The following is a 17,574-nucleotide window of genomic DNA, read 5'->3' as shown; positions in this document are numbered from 1 at the left end:
CCGCTCATTTGGCGACTAGAACATTATATCATGTTTTAACTTGCGTTGTCAACATGTTATTCGTTTGTGTCAGCTCCGTTCCGAAGCGACTTGAATAATATATCATGATTTTGGACATACTGCAACACTTTATAATAAAAAATATTGAATTGCTGCCAAAGAAGCTAACCCTGGAATACCTAATAAGCCCACCATTACAGTTGTAGCAGCATTTATCGGAATGTGCAGCCCAGCAAGTGCTCCTACTACATTAAATAAAAATAATAGAAAGACACCAATAATGATCCTGACTGAACTTTTTAGTATTAGACCAAACAGCTTTCCTGACGTACCTGAAATGAGTAAGACTAATACTGCTGCTAACAGTATACCGATTATTGCATATGACATATTTCATCTCTCCTTTAACTTGTCCTGCTTTCTACACTATGAGCAGGGACAAGAAAAAAGAACACGCATTGCGTTAAGTACGCAATGCGCTTAGGTTTCGGTGTCTTGCCTCACGAAGCATGAACAGATACTTGGCTTGCGCCACCTGTAAATCGTACTGCCCCATTTCACTTGCATCGACACTTCTCTCTATTATAGATTGGATGCTCACCCAATCATTTTTCATTTTGAATATATCAGCTAACAACTCTTTGTCCACGTCAGATCTCTTCAATCTTCTGCCAGCCATTAATCTCACCTGCTTTACAGTTCTCTTCTGCCTTCCATCGCTTTGGAAAGGGTGACTTCATCCGCATACTCCAGATCTCCACCCATTGGCAGGCCGTGTGCAATCCTTGTTGTTCGTATACCAGATGGTTTGACTAGTTTGGATATATACATCGCTGTTGCTTCGCCTTCTATGTTCGGATTGGTAGCTAGGATCAATTCCTTCACTTCCTCATCCTTCAGGCGGTTCAATAGAGATGGAACATTGATATCTTCAGGTCCGATACCGTCCATCGGAGAAATAGCTCCATGCAATACATGGTATTTCCCATTGAATTCACGCATCTTCTCCATAGCGATGACATCTTTCGGATCTTGCACGACACAAATAAGAGAGCTATCTCTTGCTTCATCCTGACAAATACTACAAGGATCCTGATCGGTGATATGACCGCAGATGCTGCAGTGGGTCAATTCACGTTTGGCATTGATTAATGCCTTCGCAAAATCCATGACGTCATCTTCCTTCATGCTAAGTACATGGAAGGCAAGACGCACGGCAGTCTTTGGTCCGATTCCAGGCAATTTAGTAAAGCTGTCTATCAGCTTCGAAATCGGTTCGGGATAATACATCTATTTAGTTGCCTCCTAGAACATTCCTCCAGGTAACCCTTTCGTGAACTGTCCCATTGTTTGGTTGGATTTTTCGTCGACTTGCTTCAATACTTCATTTGTTGCAGAAATGATAAGATCTTGGAGCATTTCCACATCATCCGGATCTACTACCTCTTCCTGGATGACTACATCAGTGATTTCCTTTTTACCATTGGCAACAACCTTTACAGCACCGCCGCCTGCAGTTGCTTCGAAAGTCATTTCGAAAAGCTCTTCCTGAGCCTGCATCATTTTCTTCTGCATTTTCTGCATCTGCTTCATCATATTGTTCATATTCCCACCACCACGCATGGAAAAATCCCTCCTTGAATTGGTTATTAGTCTTTTATTTCGAGTAAATCATCTCCGACCAGCTTCCTGGCCTCTGCGATAATTGGGTCTTCCTCTTGCTTTCCATCCCCTGAAGAGTCATCCTGCTTCTGATTCTTCAAGAAGTCTTCACGCAGTTCTGTCCAATTCGCCTCCGGAATCGGTATGACCGTAACTTGGTGTCCGATCCGTTCTGCTAGTAATGATTCTATCGTGTCTTTGTGTTCCAAGGCAAGTGAACAGTGAATCTCATATTTGAAACCGATTATAAGTGCATTCTGGGAGGCTGCTCTTGGCTTACTATTCAAAATCGTCGCATGCGCAGGGGCGCTCTGCCGCTTAAGGGCATCCATAAAGCTTGCCCAGTGCTCAGCAACCAGCTTCAGTTCATCCTTTGTTGCTTCTGATAATACTTGGCGTATGCGTTCAAACGGAACACGATAGCTATTCTTGCTGCCTGTTCTTACCGGACGCTTCGGCTGTTCGGCAGGAGCTGTAGCTGATTGCGGCTGCAATTTCAGTTGTTTCAATTCCTGTTCCAGCTGAGAAATCTTGCGCGTCAGCTGCTGCACAGCTTCGGCTTCCACACTCGCTGTCGGAGCACTTTTATCCGCGATGTGCAAAATCGCTATTTCAACAAATACCTTCGGACTGTTTGCCCATTTGATTTCCTGCTGGCAGCGATTAAGTTCTACAATCGCCGCTTGGATCCAAGAAGCATCCACTTCCTCTGCCAGTTGTTTGAAACTATCGTCTACCAGTACGCGTTCAAGGATGTTCTCCATGCCAGGTGCACTTTGGAACATAAGCAAATCCCGTAAGTAATAGATAAGATCAAAAACGAAACGCCCTGGATCCTTCCCATCCTGTATCAGCAGATCCACTTGTTCAAGTGCTGCTTGTACATCTTGTCTGGCACAAGCACGGATTACCTCTGTAAGTCTATCCTGTGAAACGGCACCGGTAACAGCAAGCACATCCGCAAGCTCCACAACATCTTCACTATAGGAAATAGCCTGGTCGAGCAAGCTGAGTGCATCCCGCATACCGCCTTCTGCAGCTAGTGCAACTGACTCGACTGCATCGTCAGATACTGTAATCTGTTCTTTCTCCAGTATCTCCTGCATCCTGTTCACCATTGCCTGCTGGTTGATACGTTTGAAATCGAAACGCTGACAGCGGGAAATGATTGTCAGCGGAATCTTATGTGGTTCTGTTGTAGCTAAGATGAAAACCACATGTTTGGGTGGCTCTTCCAATGTCTTGAGAAGAGCATTGAATGCCCCAATCGAGAGCATATGAACTTCATCGATGATATACACTTTATATTTAACCGCACTAGGAGCATATTTCACTTTGTCCCGGATGTCCCGTATTTGTTCAACACCGTTATTGGACGCCGCATCGATTTCTATAACATCTGCAATCGACCCATCTTGGATACCTCTGCAAGCCGCACACTCGTTGCATGCTTCCTCTACTGGTGCATGCTCACAGTTGATCGTCTTTGCAAAAATCTTCGCCGCACTTGTCTTCCCTGTACCACGCGGACCGGAAAACAAGTAGGCATGCGAGAACTTATCCTGCATGATGGCATTTTTCAATGTACGGATAATCGGCTCCTGGCCTACTACATCAGCAAATGTCCTTGGCCTCCAGACACGGTATAACGCTTGATAACTCATTGCGCCGCGCTCCTTTTTTCATTCTTCCCTCATTATAACGGAATTAGGTTACTGATACTACATGTATAAAAAGAGCCCTTACCAAATGGCAAGGACTCTGATTGTTTATTAATTAAGCGCCGTGCACCCACCGTCGATAATACGGATCTAAGCGTTACATAAGTTCATGGCTCGACCCAGGCTTCCCCGCGGCACACAAGAAAGACCGCTTACTGCTGCTTCCTTCCGGACCTGACAGGGTTCACGGGTTCCTGTTGCGCAGGACCCGGGTGTCAACACCAATTCCTTATGGCAGACCTTAAAGCCGCATTACCTCGGGCGGGAATTCGGCCTCGCTATAGCGGATTGCGAGTACAGGGCACCGCTACCTCCCCGCTTAGCACGGCTAAGTTGTGAATAAAGTTAGGCGCTTCAATAGCGCACTTCATAGTATAGCTTGTTTGCGGAAAAAAATCAATCCCGGCTGTTTTTCGCTGCTTTTTTCTTCCGGAGTTCCCGGAAAAATGAGGTCAGCAATCCGCCGCATTCCTTTTGCAGCACACCGCCTGTCACTTCTGTCTGATGATTGAACCGATCATCTTCCAATAAATTATATAAAGTGCCTGCACAGCCAGCCTTCGGATCATACGCACCAAATACGACACGTCGGATCCGTGATTGGATGATGGCACCTGCACACATTGGGCAAGGCTCAAGGGTCACGTACAAATCACAATCCTCCAATCGCCAGCTGCCTACCTTTTCATTGGCCGCTTGGATTGCATGCATCTCTGCATGTGAGTGTGCCTGCTGGGTTGTTTCTCTAAGATTGAAGCCGGAAGCGATGATCTCTCCATCCTTCACGATAATAGCTCCAATCGGAACTTCTCCAAGATGCTCCGCTCGCTTTGCTTCCTTAATCGCTTGCTCCATCCAGTAAGCATCGTTCGTCATATCTATCTCCCACATTTCTATCCAAAGGTTTCAAATTACGTAAAGTTGATAATGTATAAGTATAAGAAGCTTCCTACTACGAAGTAAAGGAGAATTATCATGAGTGATAAAAAAGCCGTTTTGTTTATAGATGTATTCAACACATTTGATTTTCCCGGCGGCGAAAACCTGCTGGAGAATACAAAGGAAATACTTCCCAACTGGGAGAAGCTGCGCAAAAAAGCAAAAGAAAATGATTGGCCAGTCATCTTTGTGAATGACCATTACGGAATCTGGCAGGATAACTTTAAAAAAATAGCTGACTATTGCCGGAATGAAAATAACAAGGAAATCATCGATAGTATGATGCCCCACGAAGATGATTATTTTCTTTTAAAACCGAAGCATTCTGCTTTCTTCCAGACATCACTACCATCCTTATTAAAGGATTTGGAATGCGATCGAGTTATTCTAGCAGGAGTTGCGGGTAATATTTGTGTTATATTCTCCGCAAATGATGCCCATATGCGGGAGTTCAAACTGGATGTGCCAAGAAACTGTGTAGCATCCAATACAAAAGAACAAAATGAAGACGCATTGCGTGTCATTGAAACGACTCTCAGTGCCAATACAGATCCAATTTGACATAGAACGGCTCCTCCGAGCATAGCTTTTCTACAGAGGCTTAATAAAGGAGGAGTCGTTTTGCAAATATATGTAGTACAGACTGGGGATTCACTGAATAGCATTGCAAGCAGCTACGGTACGACAAGTCAGGAATTGATTACCGCAAACGAATTGGCAGCACCAAATGACCTTGTCGTCGGACAGGCGCTGGTGATTCCAATCATTGGCTCATTCTATTATGTCCAAGCCGGTGACAGTCTTTACACCATCGCCAGAAGAAATAACCTGTCCGTTGCAGAACTGGCTCGAATCAATAATATTTCAGCATCAGCTGTCCTGCAGCCGGGACAGCGTCTATACCTCCCAGCAAAGCCAAAAAGGCAGATTGAATCAAATGCCTATATCGAGCCAACCGGAAATACTGTATCCCAAACTTTGGAGACGGCAGCAAGACAGCGTGCACCATACCTTACCTATCTGATGCCATTCAGTTACAGAGTAGATCGGCAAGGAAATTTAACCGCTCCGCCATTAAATGAATTTCCAACAATTGCACGCGAAAACAACACAACATTAAGTCTTGCTGTTTCCACGCTCGAAAGCGGCGCATTCAGTGCTGAATTAGGAACTCGTATTGTCACCAATACTGCTGTTCAGGATCGCTTATTTACAAACATTATCAATACCGCCAACGAAGTCGGTTTTGGAGAGGTGCACTTTGATATCGAATTTCTGCCAGCGGAAAATCGGGAAGACTATAATAATTTCCTAAGGCGTGCCGTCGCCAGACTTCGACCTGAGGGACTGCGTGTATCGACAGCAGTGGCACCAAAAACGAGCGCGACCCAGCAAGGACAATGGTACGAAGCACATGATTATGCAGCTCATGGGGAGATTGTTGATTTTGTCGTGTTGATGACCTATGAATGGGGCTATAGCGGCGGACCACCCTTAGCTGTTTCTCCATTACCGAACGTAAGAGATGTCGTGGAATATGCCTTAACAGAGATGCCCGCCAACAAAATCATGCTCGGACAAAACTTATATGGCTATGATTGGACACTTCCCTATGAGCCGGGCGGACAGTATGCCAAAGCCGTCAGTCCGCAGCGAGCCATAGCGATTGCCCGTGAAAATAATGCTTCGATTCAATACGACACTACTGCGCAAGCACCTTTCTTCAGATATACAGCTGCTGGTGCACAGCATGAGGTATGGTTTGAAGATGCCCGCTCCATCCAGGCGAAGTTCGATTTGATCAAGGAGTTGAACTTGCGCGGAATCAGTTATTGGAAGCTTGGTCTTTCCTTTCCGCAGAACTGGCTGTTACTTACCGATAATTTCACAATCAGAAAGCTATGAGAGCAGTAAATCTACTGCTCTTTTTTCATGTCACCGTCACCCAGAGCTTCTCTTCACGGAACTCATCGCCGTCCACTACCACTTGTGGAATGGCAACACGGACAGGACTTTCGAGCGGTGAAGGTGTCAGTTTGACTTCCACAGACGATACCCATTCTCCGATAATTTTATCGGCAAAAGAAAACTTTTCCCCGAAACCATCCCGGAACCATTTCACTTCATTCTGCTTTGATACTCCCGGCTGATTCATACACAGGTACAAAGAAACATCATCACAGAAAGAAAGCATCTTTTGATCAATATCCAACGTAGCACTTTCGGCTGAAGTAAGTGTTTGTATGTCAGCTTGCTGCAATCCATGCTCCCGATCCAAGAATGCTTTTATCTGCTCATCTTCTGTGTGGTTGGAAAAGAACGAGCAATAATGCCGGCTGCACAATATAGCTGCATAGCGGGATTGTTCCCGTACTTCCATGATGCCCTGCTGATATGCACGCAGCTTGTCCGTTAAAGGATAATCGATAAAGCTATAAAAACCTTCTCCATCAGGCTTTTGCTTTGGTACTTCATCCAACGGAATCCAAGCTCGGTCGTGCTGGTCGATGGCCATGATAGTCTCAGGACGCTGAACAGGTGAATCTGAATCATCCTTTCGCCAATGCCTGGCTATTTCCCCGGAAATAGCCGCATGGTCATGCTGCCGTATCAATACCGTTTTACCTGCATTATTCTCACGAACGATCATACTATCCCTCCTATGAAAAACTCCCGGCACATAGCCGGGAGTAATAATCATCGCTTATTTCAATAGCTTCAAGGATTCCTCGATGAAAGCTGGAATATCATCCGGCTGTCTGCTCGTAACCAGCTGATCCTGACATACGACAACTTCCTTGTCTTCGACTGTTGCACCAGCATATTCCATATCTACTTGAATAGATTTATATCCTGTCGCTTTTCGTCCTTCAAGTGTCTTAGCGGTGATCAGCAGCTGCGGACCGTGACAAATTGCGAAAACAGGTTTCTTTTCATCCATGAAATGCTTCGCAAAATTAACAAATCGATCATCTGCACGTAAGTTATCAGGTGAGTTCCCACCAGGAATGAACAGTGCATCAAAATCTGATGGGTTTACATCATCGATGCCTTTATCGATGGACACTGTCGCTTCTCCTTGTTTACCTGTTACACTTTTACCAGATTCAAATTCAATTGTTGTCACTTCATGACCAGCTTCTTTAAATGCTTTCGCCGGATCCGTATATTCTACATCTTCAAACGTATCGGTAATGACAGTTGCAATTTTAGCCATTGTCTAACACTCCTTTATAAAAGTATTACACAATGTATAGTTCCACGCAGGATGCCGATTAAACCTGTTATTCCTCTAAAGTAGATGTATCACCCAGCGGCAGTCCGAGCTCTTTGGCACGAAGCAGACGGCGCATGATTTTGCCGCTTCTTGTCTTTGGAATTGAAGTGACAATCTCAATTTCCCTTGGTGCTGCATGCGCACTCAGTCCTTTTTTGATGAACTGCCGGATTTCTTCGCGCAGCTCCATGGAATCTTTATGCCCCTTATCCAGTGTGATGAAGGCTTTGATGATCTCCCCGCGCTCTTCATCCGGTTTCCCGATTACCGCTGCTTCAGTAACAGCATAGTGCTCGATAAGCTTACTCTCCACTTCAAAAGGTCCGACCAATTTTCCAGATGTGTTGATCACGTCATCCAAACGTCCTTCAAACCAGAAATAGCCCTCTTCATCCATCTTGGCGCTATCCCCTGATACATACCAGCCATTGATGAAATAGCTGTCAAACTTCTCTTGATTGCCCCAAATCGTTTTCATCATCGATGGCCAGCCTGCCTTTACCGCAAGATTTCCGCTCTTATGAGGCGGCAGTACATTCCCGGCATCATCAATGATCGCTGCTTCTACACCTGGTATCGGTTTGCCCATCGCCCCTGGCTTGATTGGCAGTGTAGGGTGATTGACGATAAGCATGGCACCTGTTTCTGTCATCCACCATGTATCATGAATGCGTTTGCCGTAAACTTCTTCCGCCCAATAAATAATCTCCGGGTTCAGAGGCTCCCCGACACTGAGGACATGGCGAAGCGAGGACAAATCATAGGAATGAGCAACCTCATCACCTGCAGCGGCCAGCTTCCGCAAAGCAGTCGGGGCTGTATACCAGACCGTTACCTTATGCTTCTCAATGACCTTATACCAAGCTTCCGGTGTAAAACGGCCCCCGGCAATAACATTTGTCGCCCCGTTCAGCCAAGGTCCGAATATGCCGTAACTTGTACCTGTCACCCAGCCAGGATCAGCTGTGCACCAGTACACATCATCCTCCTGCAAATCCAAGATCCATTTGCCAGTGGCATAATGCTGTACCATCGCACGATGTGCATGATACACACCTTTCGGCTTCCCAGTGGAACCAGAGGTATAATGCAGCAGCATACCATCCTCCTTATCCAGCCACACAGGCTCGAATTCGGTTGATGCCTGATCCATCAGTTCTGTATAGTCATGTAGTCCATCTGTTTCACAGTTAAGTACAATGACTTCCTTCAATTCGGGCAAATTATCCCTGTTAACGCGCGGCAGCAGTTCTGCCGTTGTAATCAAGATGCTAGCGCCGCTGTCCTTCAGCCGATCTTCTACTGCCTGTTCCATGAATGCTTCGAATAATGGTCCGGCTACAGCGCCAATTTTGAGAATACCAAAAAAGCTTGCGTAAAAATCAGGACAGCGAGGCATGAACAAAAAGACGCGGTCTCCTTTTGCTGCACCAAGAGATTTCAGCATATTGGCGGCCTTATTGCTGCGTTCCTTCAGCTGTGTGAACGTCCACTTCTCCTCTGTCTCTCCATTCTGATAAATTAAAGCAAGCTGATCCGCTTTAGCCTGATTTTCTGCATGACGGTCTACTGCCTCATAAGCAGCATTTAATTTGCCCGTATGGTACCAGGAGAAATCCTGCTCCATCTGACTCCATTCAAACGACTGACGTAGTGCTTCAAAATCCGTTACATTGTGCTTTCCACTGAGAGGTGCTAACATTTTCATGATTCGACATCCTTCCCTATAATTTGTAAGCGTTTACAATTAACACGAATAAAAAAGCCTCTGTCTGCATCAGCAAATCAAGTAGGTTATTTCCATTGTACATTGTTTTCCTTACCAGTCAAAGCGAAATCATAAAAACGAGCACCCGCTTGTAAGACCCTTTATATAGATATAGACTATTTCACATTGCTGCAGTTATCTCCATCATAAAGAATGACAATATAAAAAGGTCCGCTCTTACAAAGAGCGGACCTTTTACTTACACTTAGCAGATTAGTGGTATGGGGGATACCTGATATCACTATACCCATCTGTGCAATATATAAACATCAAATTGAAAAAGTTTATAAGTTTTTATAGCGGGAAGAGCATAATATAGCAATTTTCATAAAGGAGTGGATTACAAGTGGCTGAAAATAAACAAAGTCTAAGCGACAAAGTAAAAGGTGCCGTATCAAAAACAAAAGGTGAAGCAAAAGATCAAATCGGTAACGCAAAAAATGATAAAGGCATGCAAGCAGACGGCAAGAAAGACAAAGCAAAAGGAAATCTTCAAGATACTGCTGGTAAACTAAAAGAAAATTATGACCGTCACTAAGAAAGAGCCTGTCCTTTTGTCAGATAAAATGACAGGATAGGAGGGGAACTTGGGAAAGTAAGATCTGCACGCAATTTCGGCAAATTTCGTGCTACACTTAATGCAAGATTTCCCCTAAATTTCTAACGCAAAATGGCTGCCAAATCGGCAGCCATTTTTGTTTTACACAAGTTCTACATATTGAGGATTCGCTGTAATATAGTTCCCGCTCTTCAGCTTATACATCGTGGAACCATCGACTGTCAGTGTCTCCACTACGGTGAACACTTCCCCTTGGCTCACTGTACCTGCTCGTGCATTCCAATCTGGTGCATCATAGTAGTATAGAGAAGCTACCTTTACTCGGATTAAGAAAGTGGAACCAGAATCTGCCTTCTTTGTTAGACCGAGTGCTTTCTCCAAGCCGTTGACATGTCCTCGCGCCACATTCTGAATCCAAGAATTCGATTTCATCTTCGCCGCGTCAGCACTATTATCAATAAATCCATTTTCTGTCAGGACAGCAGGCATATTTGTTTCCCGAAGTACATGGAAGTTCGCCTTTTTCCTGCCTCGATCCGCCATTCCATTCAGCTTCATTACTTCCTCATGAATTCGTGCCCGCATTACGCCTGTCTCGGAGCTATCCGATAATGTGGAGTAAATATAATCCTCATAACCAGTTCCTCCGCCAGCATTGATATGGATGCTAAGAAAGAAATCTGCCCCCCAAGCATTGGCATCATTCGTACGCTGCGTAAGGGACGGGAACGTATCCCCTGTACGAGACATACGAACCTCTGCATTTTCATATTCCAGCTGCAGGATGTTACGAATCGACGTTCCAATCGCCAACACGACATTTTTCTCCTGTATTCCGTTTGCTGTTGCACCCGGATCTGACCCTCCGTGACCTGGATCTACATAGATTTTCACCATTCGACCATCTCCCTTTCTTTTTTTGACTGCTATATGTTACTTTATGCAGCCTTGTACTAGATAAAAGCGGTTGGTGTCACAATTTCACAACCCATTCTGTATCTATTATCGAAAGATAGGTTCCAATTGTGTTATCCGTTCATAAAAAAAACCCGATTAGACACACTAACAGAACAAGAGAGGTGATCGGTGATGTTTCCTTGGCAGAAGAAAAAACAGACAGAGGCAGTGGAAAAGCGGAAAACCACAAAAATTTCCAAGAACTTGAAAGAAAACGTAGCTTATATCGAAGAACAATATTCCTCTAGTATTAACTTTGACTTCGAATCTAAAGAGCTGCGAACACTAGTTGGAAGATATCATTTATTTTTCTACACGACTACCATTGATTCTAAACTATTGAGTGAACATATTCTTACTCCTTTATTGAATTCTAAAAAAGACCTTCCTATCCCCCGGACTGTCACAGTCCCACGAGTTACTCCCATAAAGAATATGGATGATGTGGAGAGAGGATTAAATACTGGCAGTGTCATCATTTTCAAGGATGGCGCAGCAGAAGGTTTTGAAGCAAAAATCGAAGACTTCAAACATCGAGCCATAGAAAAAGCCGAAAATGAAAAGACGGTAAAAGGACCGAAAGACTCTTTCACCGAATCCTTACCGACGAACCTCTCAATGTTCAGGAAAAAGATTCCTTCGAAAGATCTGATCGCAGAAAAAATTGAAGTTGGCATTAGACCGGCCATGCCGGTTACCTTGATTTATACACGTGATTTGGTGAACGATAAAATACTTAATAATATCAAAAAAAGAATCAAGGCCATCACTGTGGACAACATCCGGAATATTGAGGTACTAGAGCAGTTCCTTGAAGAACGACCTAGATCCCTATTCCCAACACTGCTCTACACCGAACGTCCGGATAATGCTGCTAACTACGTATCAGAGGGTTTTATCGCCATCCTTATGGATAATTCTTCTTCTTGTTTAATTGCTCCTATGACAATCTGGGGGTTCTTCCATTCCCCAGAGGATCGGTATTTGAGATGGGCCTTTGGCAACTTCAGCAGATTAATAAGAGCTGGTGCATATTTCATTACGCTATTCGTCTCTGCTTCCTATGTGGCAATAACAAATTATCATAGTCAGCTCGTCCCTATTGATTTGCTCCTGGCTATCGCAGCCAGCAGAGAAAGGGTTCCAATGCCTATTGTTTTCGAAATTATTTTGATGGAAGTGGCCTTTGAATTAATCAGGGAAGCAGGCGTGCGGATACCTTCTCCGCTCGGACCGACTATTGGAATTGTCGGAGCTCTGATTCTTGGGCAAGCAGCCGTAGAGGCAAATATTGTAAGCCCTATTGTGGTTATTATTGTGGCACTTAGCGGCTTGTCCTCATTCACTGCTGCTAACTACAGTATCAACCATACATTGAGGATTTCGAGATTTATTTTCATCATAGCTGCTAGTTTTTATGGATTGCTTAGCCTGCTTGGGGCTATCTTGCTCTGGGTAGCATATGTCGTATCGATTGATTCCTTTGGTGTGAGTTATTACTCACCAGCAACCCCTTCCACCAGATCCCCAAGGGATACATTTTTCCGTATGATTTTAAAAAAGGAGAAGTGGAGACCTGGCTATCTTAATCCGAAGGACTGGGACAAATCTTGAAAGGAGATATTCGAAATGGAACTGAGTAAAAAACCCTTACGCATCCGTGAACTGGTCGCGATGATTTTTATGCTAGTTGGGTTAAAGGGTGGAGATACTACGCCTGCCCTTTTCGCGGATAAAGCTCAGAATGCTATGTGGATTGTTCCGATAATCTCCTTTCTTTTTTTATTAGGTCCATTTCTGTTACTAATGTTTCTGCTGAAGAAATACGAAAATTATAATCTCGTTGAACTTATATTTCACTTGATCGGTAAGAAAGCTGGCAGTTTGCTTGCACTGCTGCTTTTCATTAGTGGTTTCATTGCCATGTTTTCAGATATGCGAAATGTAGTCGAAGAATTAAACTACCTGTACTTCCCGGATTCCCCATCCATCGTTATTTATGTCATCTTCCTTGGTATATGCCTGATTGTTGCGCATAAAGGATTCGAAACGATAGGCAGTCTAGCTTGGGCACTCACCCCGGTAATTGTTGTCACTATTATCTCTGTCATTGCTATCGATCTAAAGGATGTTGAATTTGCCCGTATATTCCCTATTTTTGGAGGAGGAGTGGGCACTGTTTTATCTGAGGGAATCACCAAATCAGGAGCCTTTATGGAGATATTCCTGATCACGATTGCTTACACCGCCTTTCATCAAACTAAATACTTCCGCAGTGGCATATATCTTGGCGGCGGTCTATCCGGTTTGCTGATTGTCACATTTTACTTAGTATATTCCATGCTTTTCGACTATAATTCGATCAACAACATCGCTTTCCTTTACCAAGAATCGACAGAAGTTGTTGCACTTGGGCACTTTTTCACAAATATCAGTACTCTTTTTATGGTCGGCTGGATGTTCTCGAATTTTCTGCGCTTTATTATTTTTCTTTATTTATTATCCTGGATATTTGGAGAAATCTTTGAAATCAAACGCTTCGAGGGGCTTCTATTGCCACTCGGGTTCATTGCTATGATGTTGTCACTCATTCCCCCAAGCTTTGTAGTCAATGAGATGCTATTCAGAGAAGAAAGTCTGCAATTCTCCACACCTCTGTTTTTCCTTTTTCCTTTCCTGCTATTAGGAGCATCTTATTGGAAAGGCAGAAAATCATGAAAAAATTCTTTTTATTACTGGTGTTTTTACAAATGGTCACTCTTCTATCCGGCTGCTTTGATCGAAAAGAGTTAGAGGAACAGGCATATGTTGTCAGCATTGGTGTTGATAAAACCGATAAAGAAAATATCTTCCGCTTTACATTTCAAATAGCCAACCCAGAAGTCGGGAGCTCTGTTTCAGGTAACCCAGCGCCAGAGCCGGTACAAGAAATAGTCAGTGTGTTAGGGACCGACTTCCTGTCTGCTACAAATGCTGCGAATGCATCCGTTGCGAAAGAGATTACGCTGGAACAAGCGCGTATCGTCATTGTCTCCCAGAAGCTTGCCAGGTCCAAAGAATTCATTCATCTCATGCAGTCTGCACCGAGTACTGTTGATTTAAAGCTGAATTCCCAGCTAGTTATCAGCAAGGAAAAAGCAGAAGACTTTATTCGGGATAATAAACCGAAAATGGAGTCCCGCCCGCATAAGTACTTTCAATATATACTTGACCGAGCCAAGGAAACTGGGGTTATACCAAATGCACCATTAGTTCGATACTTTCAAATAACCGAAGGTGATGCAGACCTCTTTATTGCTCCGTTAGCGACTACCAAAAAAGATCCTAAAGAAAAATATGGGGAAGAAGATAATTATGAAGCTGGAGAAGTACAATTAAGAGGCGGTAATGTCACGCAATTCATGGGCTCTGCGGTATTTAAGGAAGGGCAGATGATTGATACATTGACGGGTGAAGAAACTCGCATCTCATTAATACTCGATACAACATTGGCTCAGCAGGATATTATAGCCACATACAAAGATCCTCTAAAGCCTGATTTCGATATAGCAGCTCAGCATCAAGTAGATAGAGTAAAAGTGAAAATAAAGTATAAACCAAATAGCACATCAGATATCATTGTTTATATCAATACGCATATGAATGTCTTTGCCGTTCCAAGTACGGAAAGTTATATGGTGGAGGCGAAAAAGAGGAAAATGCTGCATGACTCATTGGAGCGGCAGCTAGAAGAAAGAATAGAACAATTGGTCAGAAAAACCCAGGAGAAATACAAGCTGGAACCCTTCTACTGGTCTCTGCATATTAGACATAAGTTCCTGACAATCAGGGACTATGAGAAGGCCGACTGGTCGCACAAAATTTATCCGAATGCCAATGTACAGATACATGTAACAGTAAAGAGCCTGGAATTTGGCAAAATTTTACGGGAATCAGATTTAAAAGAGGTGAGGGATTGATGCAAATATTTTTTATAGTTATTATCGTAATCTTTATCACGATATACTCTGGATTGTTTTGCTACGCCCTTTACAAGACAAATAATAAAAAAGGAGCAGCAGCTGTCCTCTGCTTGATCCTCATCGTGATCATATGTCCCTTCTTAGTCTATCGATACTAAAAAAGCCACAGCCCTTCACAGGCTGTGGCTTGCTTTACATATATACGACCCCGGCAAGATTCGAACTTGCGACACACGGTTTAGGAAACCGATGCTCTATCCCCTGAGCTACGGAGCCACGACATACTATATTATAACTGAATCGGCATAGCTTGCAAAGTCTGTCGCTTTTTCCACTAGTTTCTTCCTTCACTGTATCGAAGCAGCAGCCCTTCTATGGTAAACTATATTTATTTGCCATACAACGTTTGAGTTTGGAGGATACATCATGCACGAGCTGCCATTTATTGCAGTGGAAGGACCAATCGGTGTCGGAAAGACATCATTGGCTAAAAGAATTGCTGATCACTTTCAGTATGAACTGCTGAAGGAGATTGTAGAAGAAAACCCGTTCCTAGGCAAATTTTATGAGAATATCGAGGAATGGAGCTTTCAGCTGGAAATGTTCTTTTTGACGAACCGTTACAAACAGCTGAATGATATTCGCAAGGACTATCTTTCACAGAATCAACCGGTGGTCGCAGATTATCATATAGCAAAGAATATGATTTTTGCCCAGCGTACACTTGCTGCACCGGAGTTTGATAAATACAGCAAGATTTTCTCTATTCTTACAGAGGATATCGCGCTGCCTAATATGGTCATCTATTTGGATGCCAGCTTGGAAACATTGCTTGAACGGATCGAAATGCGTGACCGAAAAGAAGAACAGCATATCCAGCCGGACTACTTAAAGCAGCTATCTGCTGATTACCAAACCTTCATGGATCGTTTTGAACAAGAAAACCCAGACATACCTGTGCTTCGATTAAGCGGGGATGAGTTGGATTTTGTGAAGAACGAGCAGGATTGGAAGTATATTTGTGACAGGATCTCCTCTCACTTGGATAAAGGAGTAACATCATCATGAACCTTAGAGAGAAATACCATATACCCGCAGACAGTGTAATCACCATCGCAGGTACTGTAGGTGTCGGAAAATCGACAATGACACAAGCCTTGGCAGATGCGCTACAGTTTCGGACGAGCTTTGAGAAAGTGGATGGAAATCCCTACTTGGATAAATATTATGCTGACTTTGAACGCTGGAGCTTCCACCTTCAAGTCTACTTTCTAGCTGAACGCTTCAAAGAGCAAAAAAGAATTTTCGAATATGGCGGCGGCTTTATACAAGATCGTTCCATCTATGAAGATACTGGTATTTTTGCTCGGATGGCGTATGAAGAAGGAAATATGTCCAAGGTCGACTATGAAACGTACCGTTCCCTCTTTGATGCAATGGTGATGACACCTTACTTCCCTCATCCAGACTTGCTGATTTACTTGGAGGGATCCTTCGATCATATCATCAGCCGGATCAAGCAGCGCGGTCGGGAAATGGAACAGCAAACACCGATCAGCTATTGGGAAGAGATGTTCCATCGCTACGATAAATGGATCAATGATTTCAATGCTTGTCCGGTATTGCGAGTGAATATAGCAGACTATGATTTACTGAATCCAAATACGTCCATTGAACCGATTCTGGAGAAAGTCGGACACTTTATCCAGCACTCCCGTAAATGGACATCCCATCAGCCTTCCAAATAAAAAATCCGCCTATGAAGGCGGATTTTTTATTTATTGAATGCTTGTCCCATTTCCTTTGATCGGTCGGCTGCTGCTTTTACGCATGCTTGAATGGCGATTTTGACGTCTTGCTCTTCTAACACGCTGATACCTGCTGCGGTCGTACCGCCAGCACTAGTAATGTTCGCACGCAGCTGAGCTGGGGTTAAATCAGACTGCTCAAGCATCTTTGCAGCCCCTTTGAAGGTCTGGATCAATAGTCGTTTGCCAACATTCTCATCAAGACCGACTTGAGAGCTTGCTTCCTCCAAAGCCTCCATCATGTAATATAGATAAGCCGGACCGCTGCCAGAAATAGCTGTGACAGCATCCATATCCTCTTCTGCTACCTCTACAGCTTCTCCAACAGTCTTGAACAGCCTGCTTACAATCTTCATTTCCTCACTACCTGCATGAACTCCTGCAGCGATTGCTGTAGCAGCCTCGAGAATTGTGGCAGAGGTATTAGGCATAGCGCGAACTACCGGCTGATTGAACGGGAGATAGCTTTCCAAGAAAGATGTGTGAATTCCTGCCAATATAGATACAATAACTTGTCCTGGCTCAAGCTTTGCTGCTTTTAAAGACGATAATGCTGCTTCCGCATCTTTCGGTTTCATTGATAGCATAATGACATCAGCATCTTTCAAGAGATCTGTCTGATCACGCGTAACCGTTACACCGTACGCAGTGTGCAATTCGTGCAATCTCTCCTCATTCGCATGATTCGTCAGCCATATATCTTCCGCTGGGAGCAGCTCTGCTGTGATCAATCCTTTAACAAGCGCTTCAGCCATTGCTCCTGCGCCTATAAATGCTATTTTCTTCATAAATGCCTCCGTTCCACGTGAAACAAGTTTGTAGTATTATCTGATGCTTCATAATAGAAGTCAATATATAAAAAAAATCGTTACGATGAACGTAACGATTTTATATATCTCCAATTTTATGCGTTTGTAAAAT

The 17,574-nt window shown here is 43.8% G+C and carries 19 protein-coding genes, 1 tRNA gene and 1 other RNA gene; 8 read left to right on the top strand and 13 right to left on the bottom strand.

Annotation, left to right across the window (positions count from 1 at the left end; all coding sequences use genetic code 11):
- Nucleotides 1-129: 129 nt before the first annotated feature.
- From CHH91_RS03900 to tadA, 7 genes are all read right to left on the bottom strand, one after another.
- Entirely contained in the window at nt 130-390 is a 261-nt protein-coding gene (locus tag CHH91_RS03900; RefSeq protein ID WP_095222152.1) for a pro-sigmaK processing inhibitor BofA family protein, read from the bottom strand.
- A 73-nt stretch (nt 391-463) separates the two neighbouring features.
- Nucleotides 464-679 (bottom strand): YaaL family protein, encoded by a 216-nt coding sequence (locus tag CHH91_RS03895; protein WP_038562524.1) that lies wholly within the window; start codon nt 677-679, stop codon nt 464-466.
- A 14-nt stretch (nt 680-693) separates the two neighbouring features.
- On the bottom strand, nt 694-1,290 hold the full coding sequence (gene recR / locus CHH91_RS03890) for a recombination mediator RecR (protein WP_038562527.1): 597 nt from the start codon (nt 1,288-1,290) through the stop codon (nt 694-696).
- A gap of 15 nt (nt 1,291-1,305) precedes the next feature.
- Nucleotides 1,306-1,623, bottom strand: a complete 318-nt coding sequence (locus CHH91_RS03885; protein ID WP_095222150.1) for a YbaB/EbfC family nucleoid-associated protein — start codon at nt 1,621-1,623, stop codon at nt 1,306-1,308.
- Between the two features lie 26 nt (nt 1,624-1,649).
- A complete protein-coding gene (dnaX, locus tag CHH91_RS03880; protein WP_095222148.1) occupies nt 1,650-3,326 on the bottom strand; it encodes a DNA polymerase III subunit gamma/tau in 1,677 nt (558 codons plus the stop codon).
- Between the two features lie 119 nt (nt 3,327-3,445).
- An RNA gene (gene ffs / locus CHH91_RS03875) (signal recognition particle sRNA large type) lies at nt 3,446-3,711 on the bottom strand.
- Between the two features lie 68 nt (nt 3,712-3,779).
- The gene (gene tadA, locus CHH91_RS03870) at nt 3,780-4,259 is read right to left on the bottom strand and encodes a tRNA adenosine(34) deaminase TadA (protein WP_095222146.1); all 480 of its coding nucleotides are present in this window, start codon (nt 4,257-4,259) and stop codon (nt 3,780-3,782) included.
- Between the two features lie 99 nt (nt 4,260-4,358).
- Between tadA and CHH91_RS03865 the strand changes: the two genes are divergently transcribed.
- Together CHH91_RS03865 and CHH91_RS03860 are read left to right on the top strand one after the other, a co-directional pair.
- Nucleotides 4,359-4,883, top strand: a complete 525-nt coding sequence (locus CHH91_RS03865) for a cysteine hydrolase family protein (protein WP_095222144.1) — start codon at nt 4,359-4,361, stop codon at nt 4,881-4,883.
- 60 nt (nt 4,884-4,943) lie between these two features.
- Nucleotides 4,944-6,227 carry a glycoside hydrolase family 18 protein gene (locus CHH91_RS03860; RefSeq protein ID WP_095222142.1) on the top strand — a complete coding sequence of 428 codons (1,284 nt, stop codon included), beginning with the start codon at nt 4,944-4,946 and terminating at the stop codon, nt 6,225-6,227.
- A gap of 25 nt (nt 6,228-6,252) precedes the next feature.
- On the opposite strand, the gene CHH91_RS03855 is transcribed toward CHH91_RS03860, so the two are convergent.
- From CHH91_RS03855 to acsA, 3 genes are all read right to left on the bottom strand, one after another.
- Complete coding sequence (locus tag CHH91_RS03855; protein WP_176465660.1) at nt 6,253-6,972, bottom strand: DUF3891 family protein; 720 nt, start codon at nt 6,970-6,972, stop codon at nt 6,253-6,255.
- A gap of 54 nt (nt 6,973-7,026) precedes the next feature.
- Nucleotides 7,027-7,539, bottom strand: coding sequence for a type 1 glutamine amidotransferase domain-containing protein (locus tag CHH91_RS03850; protein ID WP_095222138.1), 513 nt, complete (start codon nt 7,537-7,539; stop codon nt 7,027-7,029).
- A gap of 67 nt (nt 7,540-7,606) precedes the next feature.
- Nucleotides 7,607-9,307, bottom strand: a complete 1,701-nt coding sequence (gene acsA / locus CHH91_RS03845) for an acetate--CoA ligase (RefSeq protein ID WP_095222136.1) — start codon at nt 9,305-9,307, stop codon at nt 7,607-7,609.
- 406 nt (nt 9,308-9,713) lie between these two features.
- Here acsA and CHH91_RS03840 point away from each other — a divergent pair, with 406 nt between their 5' ends.
- Nucleotides 9,714-9,905, top strand: coding sequence for a CsbD family protein (locus CHH91_RS03840; RefSeq protein ID WP_095222134.1), 192 nt, complete (start codon nt 9,714-9,716; stop codon nt 9,903-9,905).
- A 162-nt stretch (nt 9,906-10,067) separates the two neighbouring features.
- Here the strand turns inward: CHH91_RS03840 and CHH91_RS03835 are convergent, their stop codons facing one another.
- Complete coding sequence (locus tag CHH91_RS03835; protein WP_095222132.1) at nt 10,068-10,823, bottom strand: N-acetylmuramoyl-L-alanine amidase; 756 nt, start codon at nt 10,821-10,823, stop codon at nt 10,068-10,070.
- 192 nt (nt 10,824-11,015) lie between these two features.
- On the opposite strand from CHH91_RS03835, the gene CHH91_RS03830 reads away from it, so the two are divergent.
- The 3 genes from CHH91_RS03830 to CHH91_RS03820 are packed head-to-tail and all read left to right on the top strand — an operon-like array spanning nt 11,016 to nt 14,842.
- The gene (locus CHH91_RS03830) at nt 11,016-12,497 is read left to right on the top strand and encodes a spore germination protein (RefSeq protein WP_095222130.1); all 1,482 of its coding nucleotides are present in this window, start codon (nt 11,016-11,018) and stop codon (nt 12,495-12,497) included.
- 15 nt (nt 12,498-12,512) lie between these two features.
- Complete coding sequence (locus CHH91_RS03825) at nt 12,513-13,601, top strand: GerAB/ArcD/ProY family transporter (RefSeq protein WP_095222128.1); 1,089 nt, start codon at nt 12,513-12,515, stop codon at nt 13,599-13,601.
- Nucleotides 13,598-14,842 carry a Ger(x)C family spore germination protein gene (locus CHH91_RS03820; protein WP_141234117.1) on the top strand — a complete coding sequence of 415 codons (1,245 nt, stop codon included), beginning with the start codon at nt 13,598-13,600 and terminating at the stop codon, nt 14,840-14,842. Before CHH91_RS03825 ends, CHH91_RS03820 begins: the two co-directional genes overlap by 4 nt.
- A gap of 206 nt (nt 14,843-15,048) precedes the next feature.
- On the opposite strand, the gene CHH91_RS03815 is transcribed toward CHH91_RS03820, so the two are convergent.
- Nucleotides 15,049-15,121 (bottom strand) — tRNA-Arg (locus CHH91_RS03815).
- A gap of 150 nt (nt 15,122-15,271) precedes the next feature.
- Between CHH91_RS03815 and CHH91_RS03810 the strand changes: the two genes are divergently transcribed.
- Both CHH91_RS03810 and CHH91_RS03805 read left to right on the top strand, forming a co-directional pair.
- The gene (locus CHH91_RS03810) at nt 15,272-15,913 is read left to right on the top strand and encodes a deoxynucleoside kinase (RefSeq protein WP_095222124.1); all 642 of its coding nucleotides are present in this window, start codon (nt 15,272-15,274) and stop codon (nt 15,911-15,913) included.
- Entirely contained in the window at nt 15,910-16,593 is a 684-nt protein-coding gene (locus CHH91_RS03805) for a deoxynucleoside kinase (RefSeq protein WP_095222122.1), read from the top strand. Before CHH91_RS03810 ends, CHH91_RS03805 begins: the two co-directional genes overlap by 4 nt.
- 26 nt (nt 16,594-16,619) lie before the next feature.
- Here CHH91_RS03805 and proC read toward each other — a convergent pair whose 3' ends face one another.
- On the bottom strand, nt 16,620-17,441 hold the full coding sequence (proC, locus tag CHH91_RS03800; protein ID WP_095222120.1) for a pyrroline-5-carboxylate reductase: 822 nt from the start codon (nt 17,439-17,441) through the stop codon (nt 16,620-16,622).
- Nucleotides 17,442-17,574 lie beyond the last annotated feature (133 nt).

It is taken from the genome of Virgibacillus sp. 7505 (assembly GCF_002272135.1).
GTDB lineage: Bacteria > Bacillota > Bacilli > Bacillales > Amphibacillaceae > Terribacillus.
Note: the sequence above shows the minus strand (reverse complement) of the source record. Positions and strands in the feature narration are given on the sequence as shown.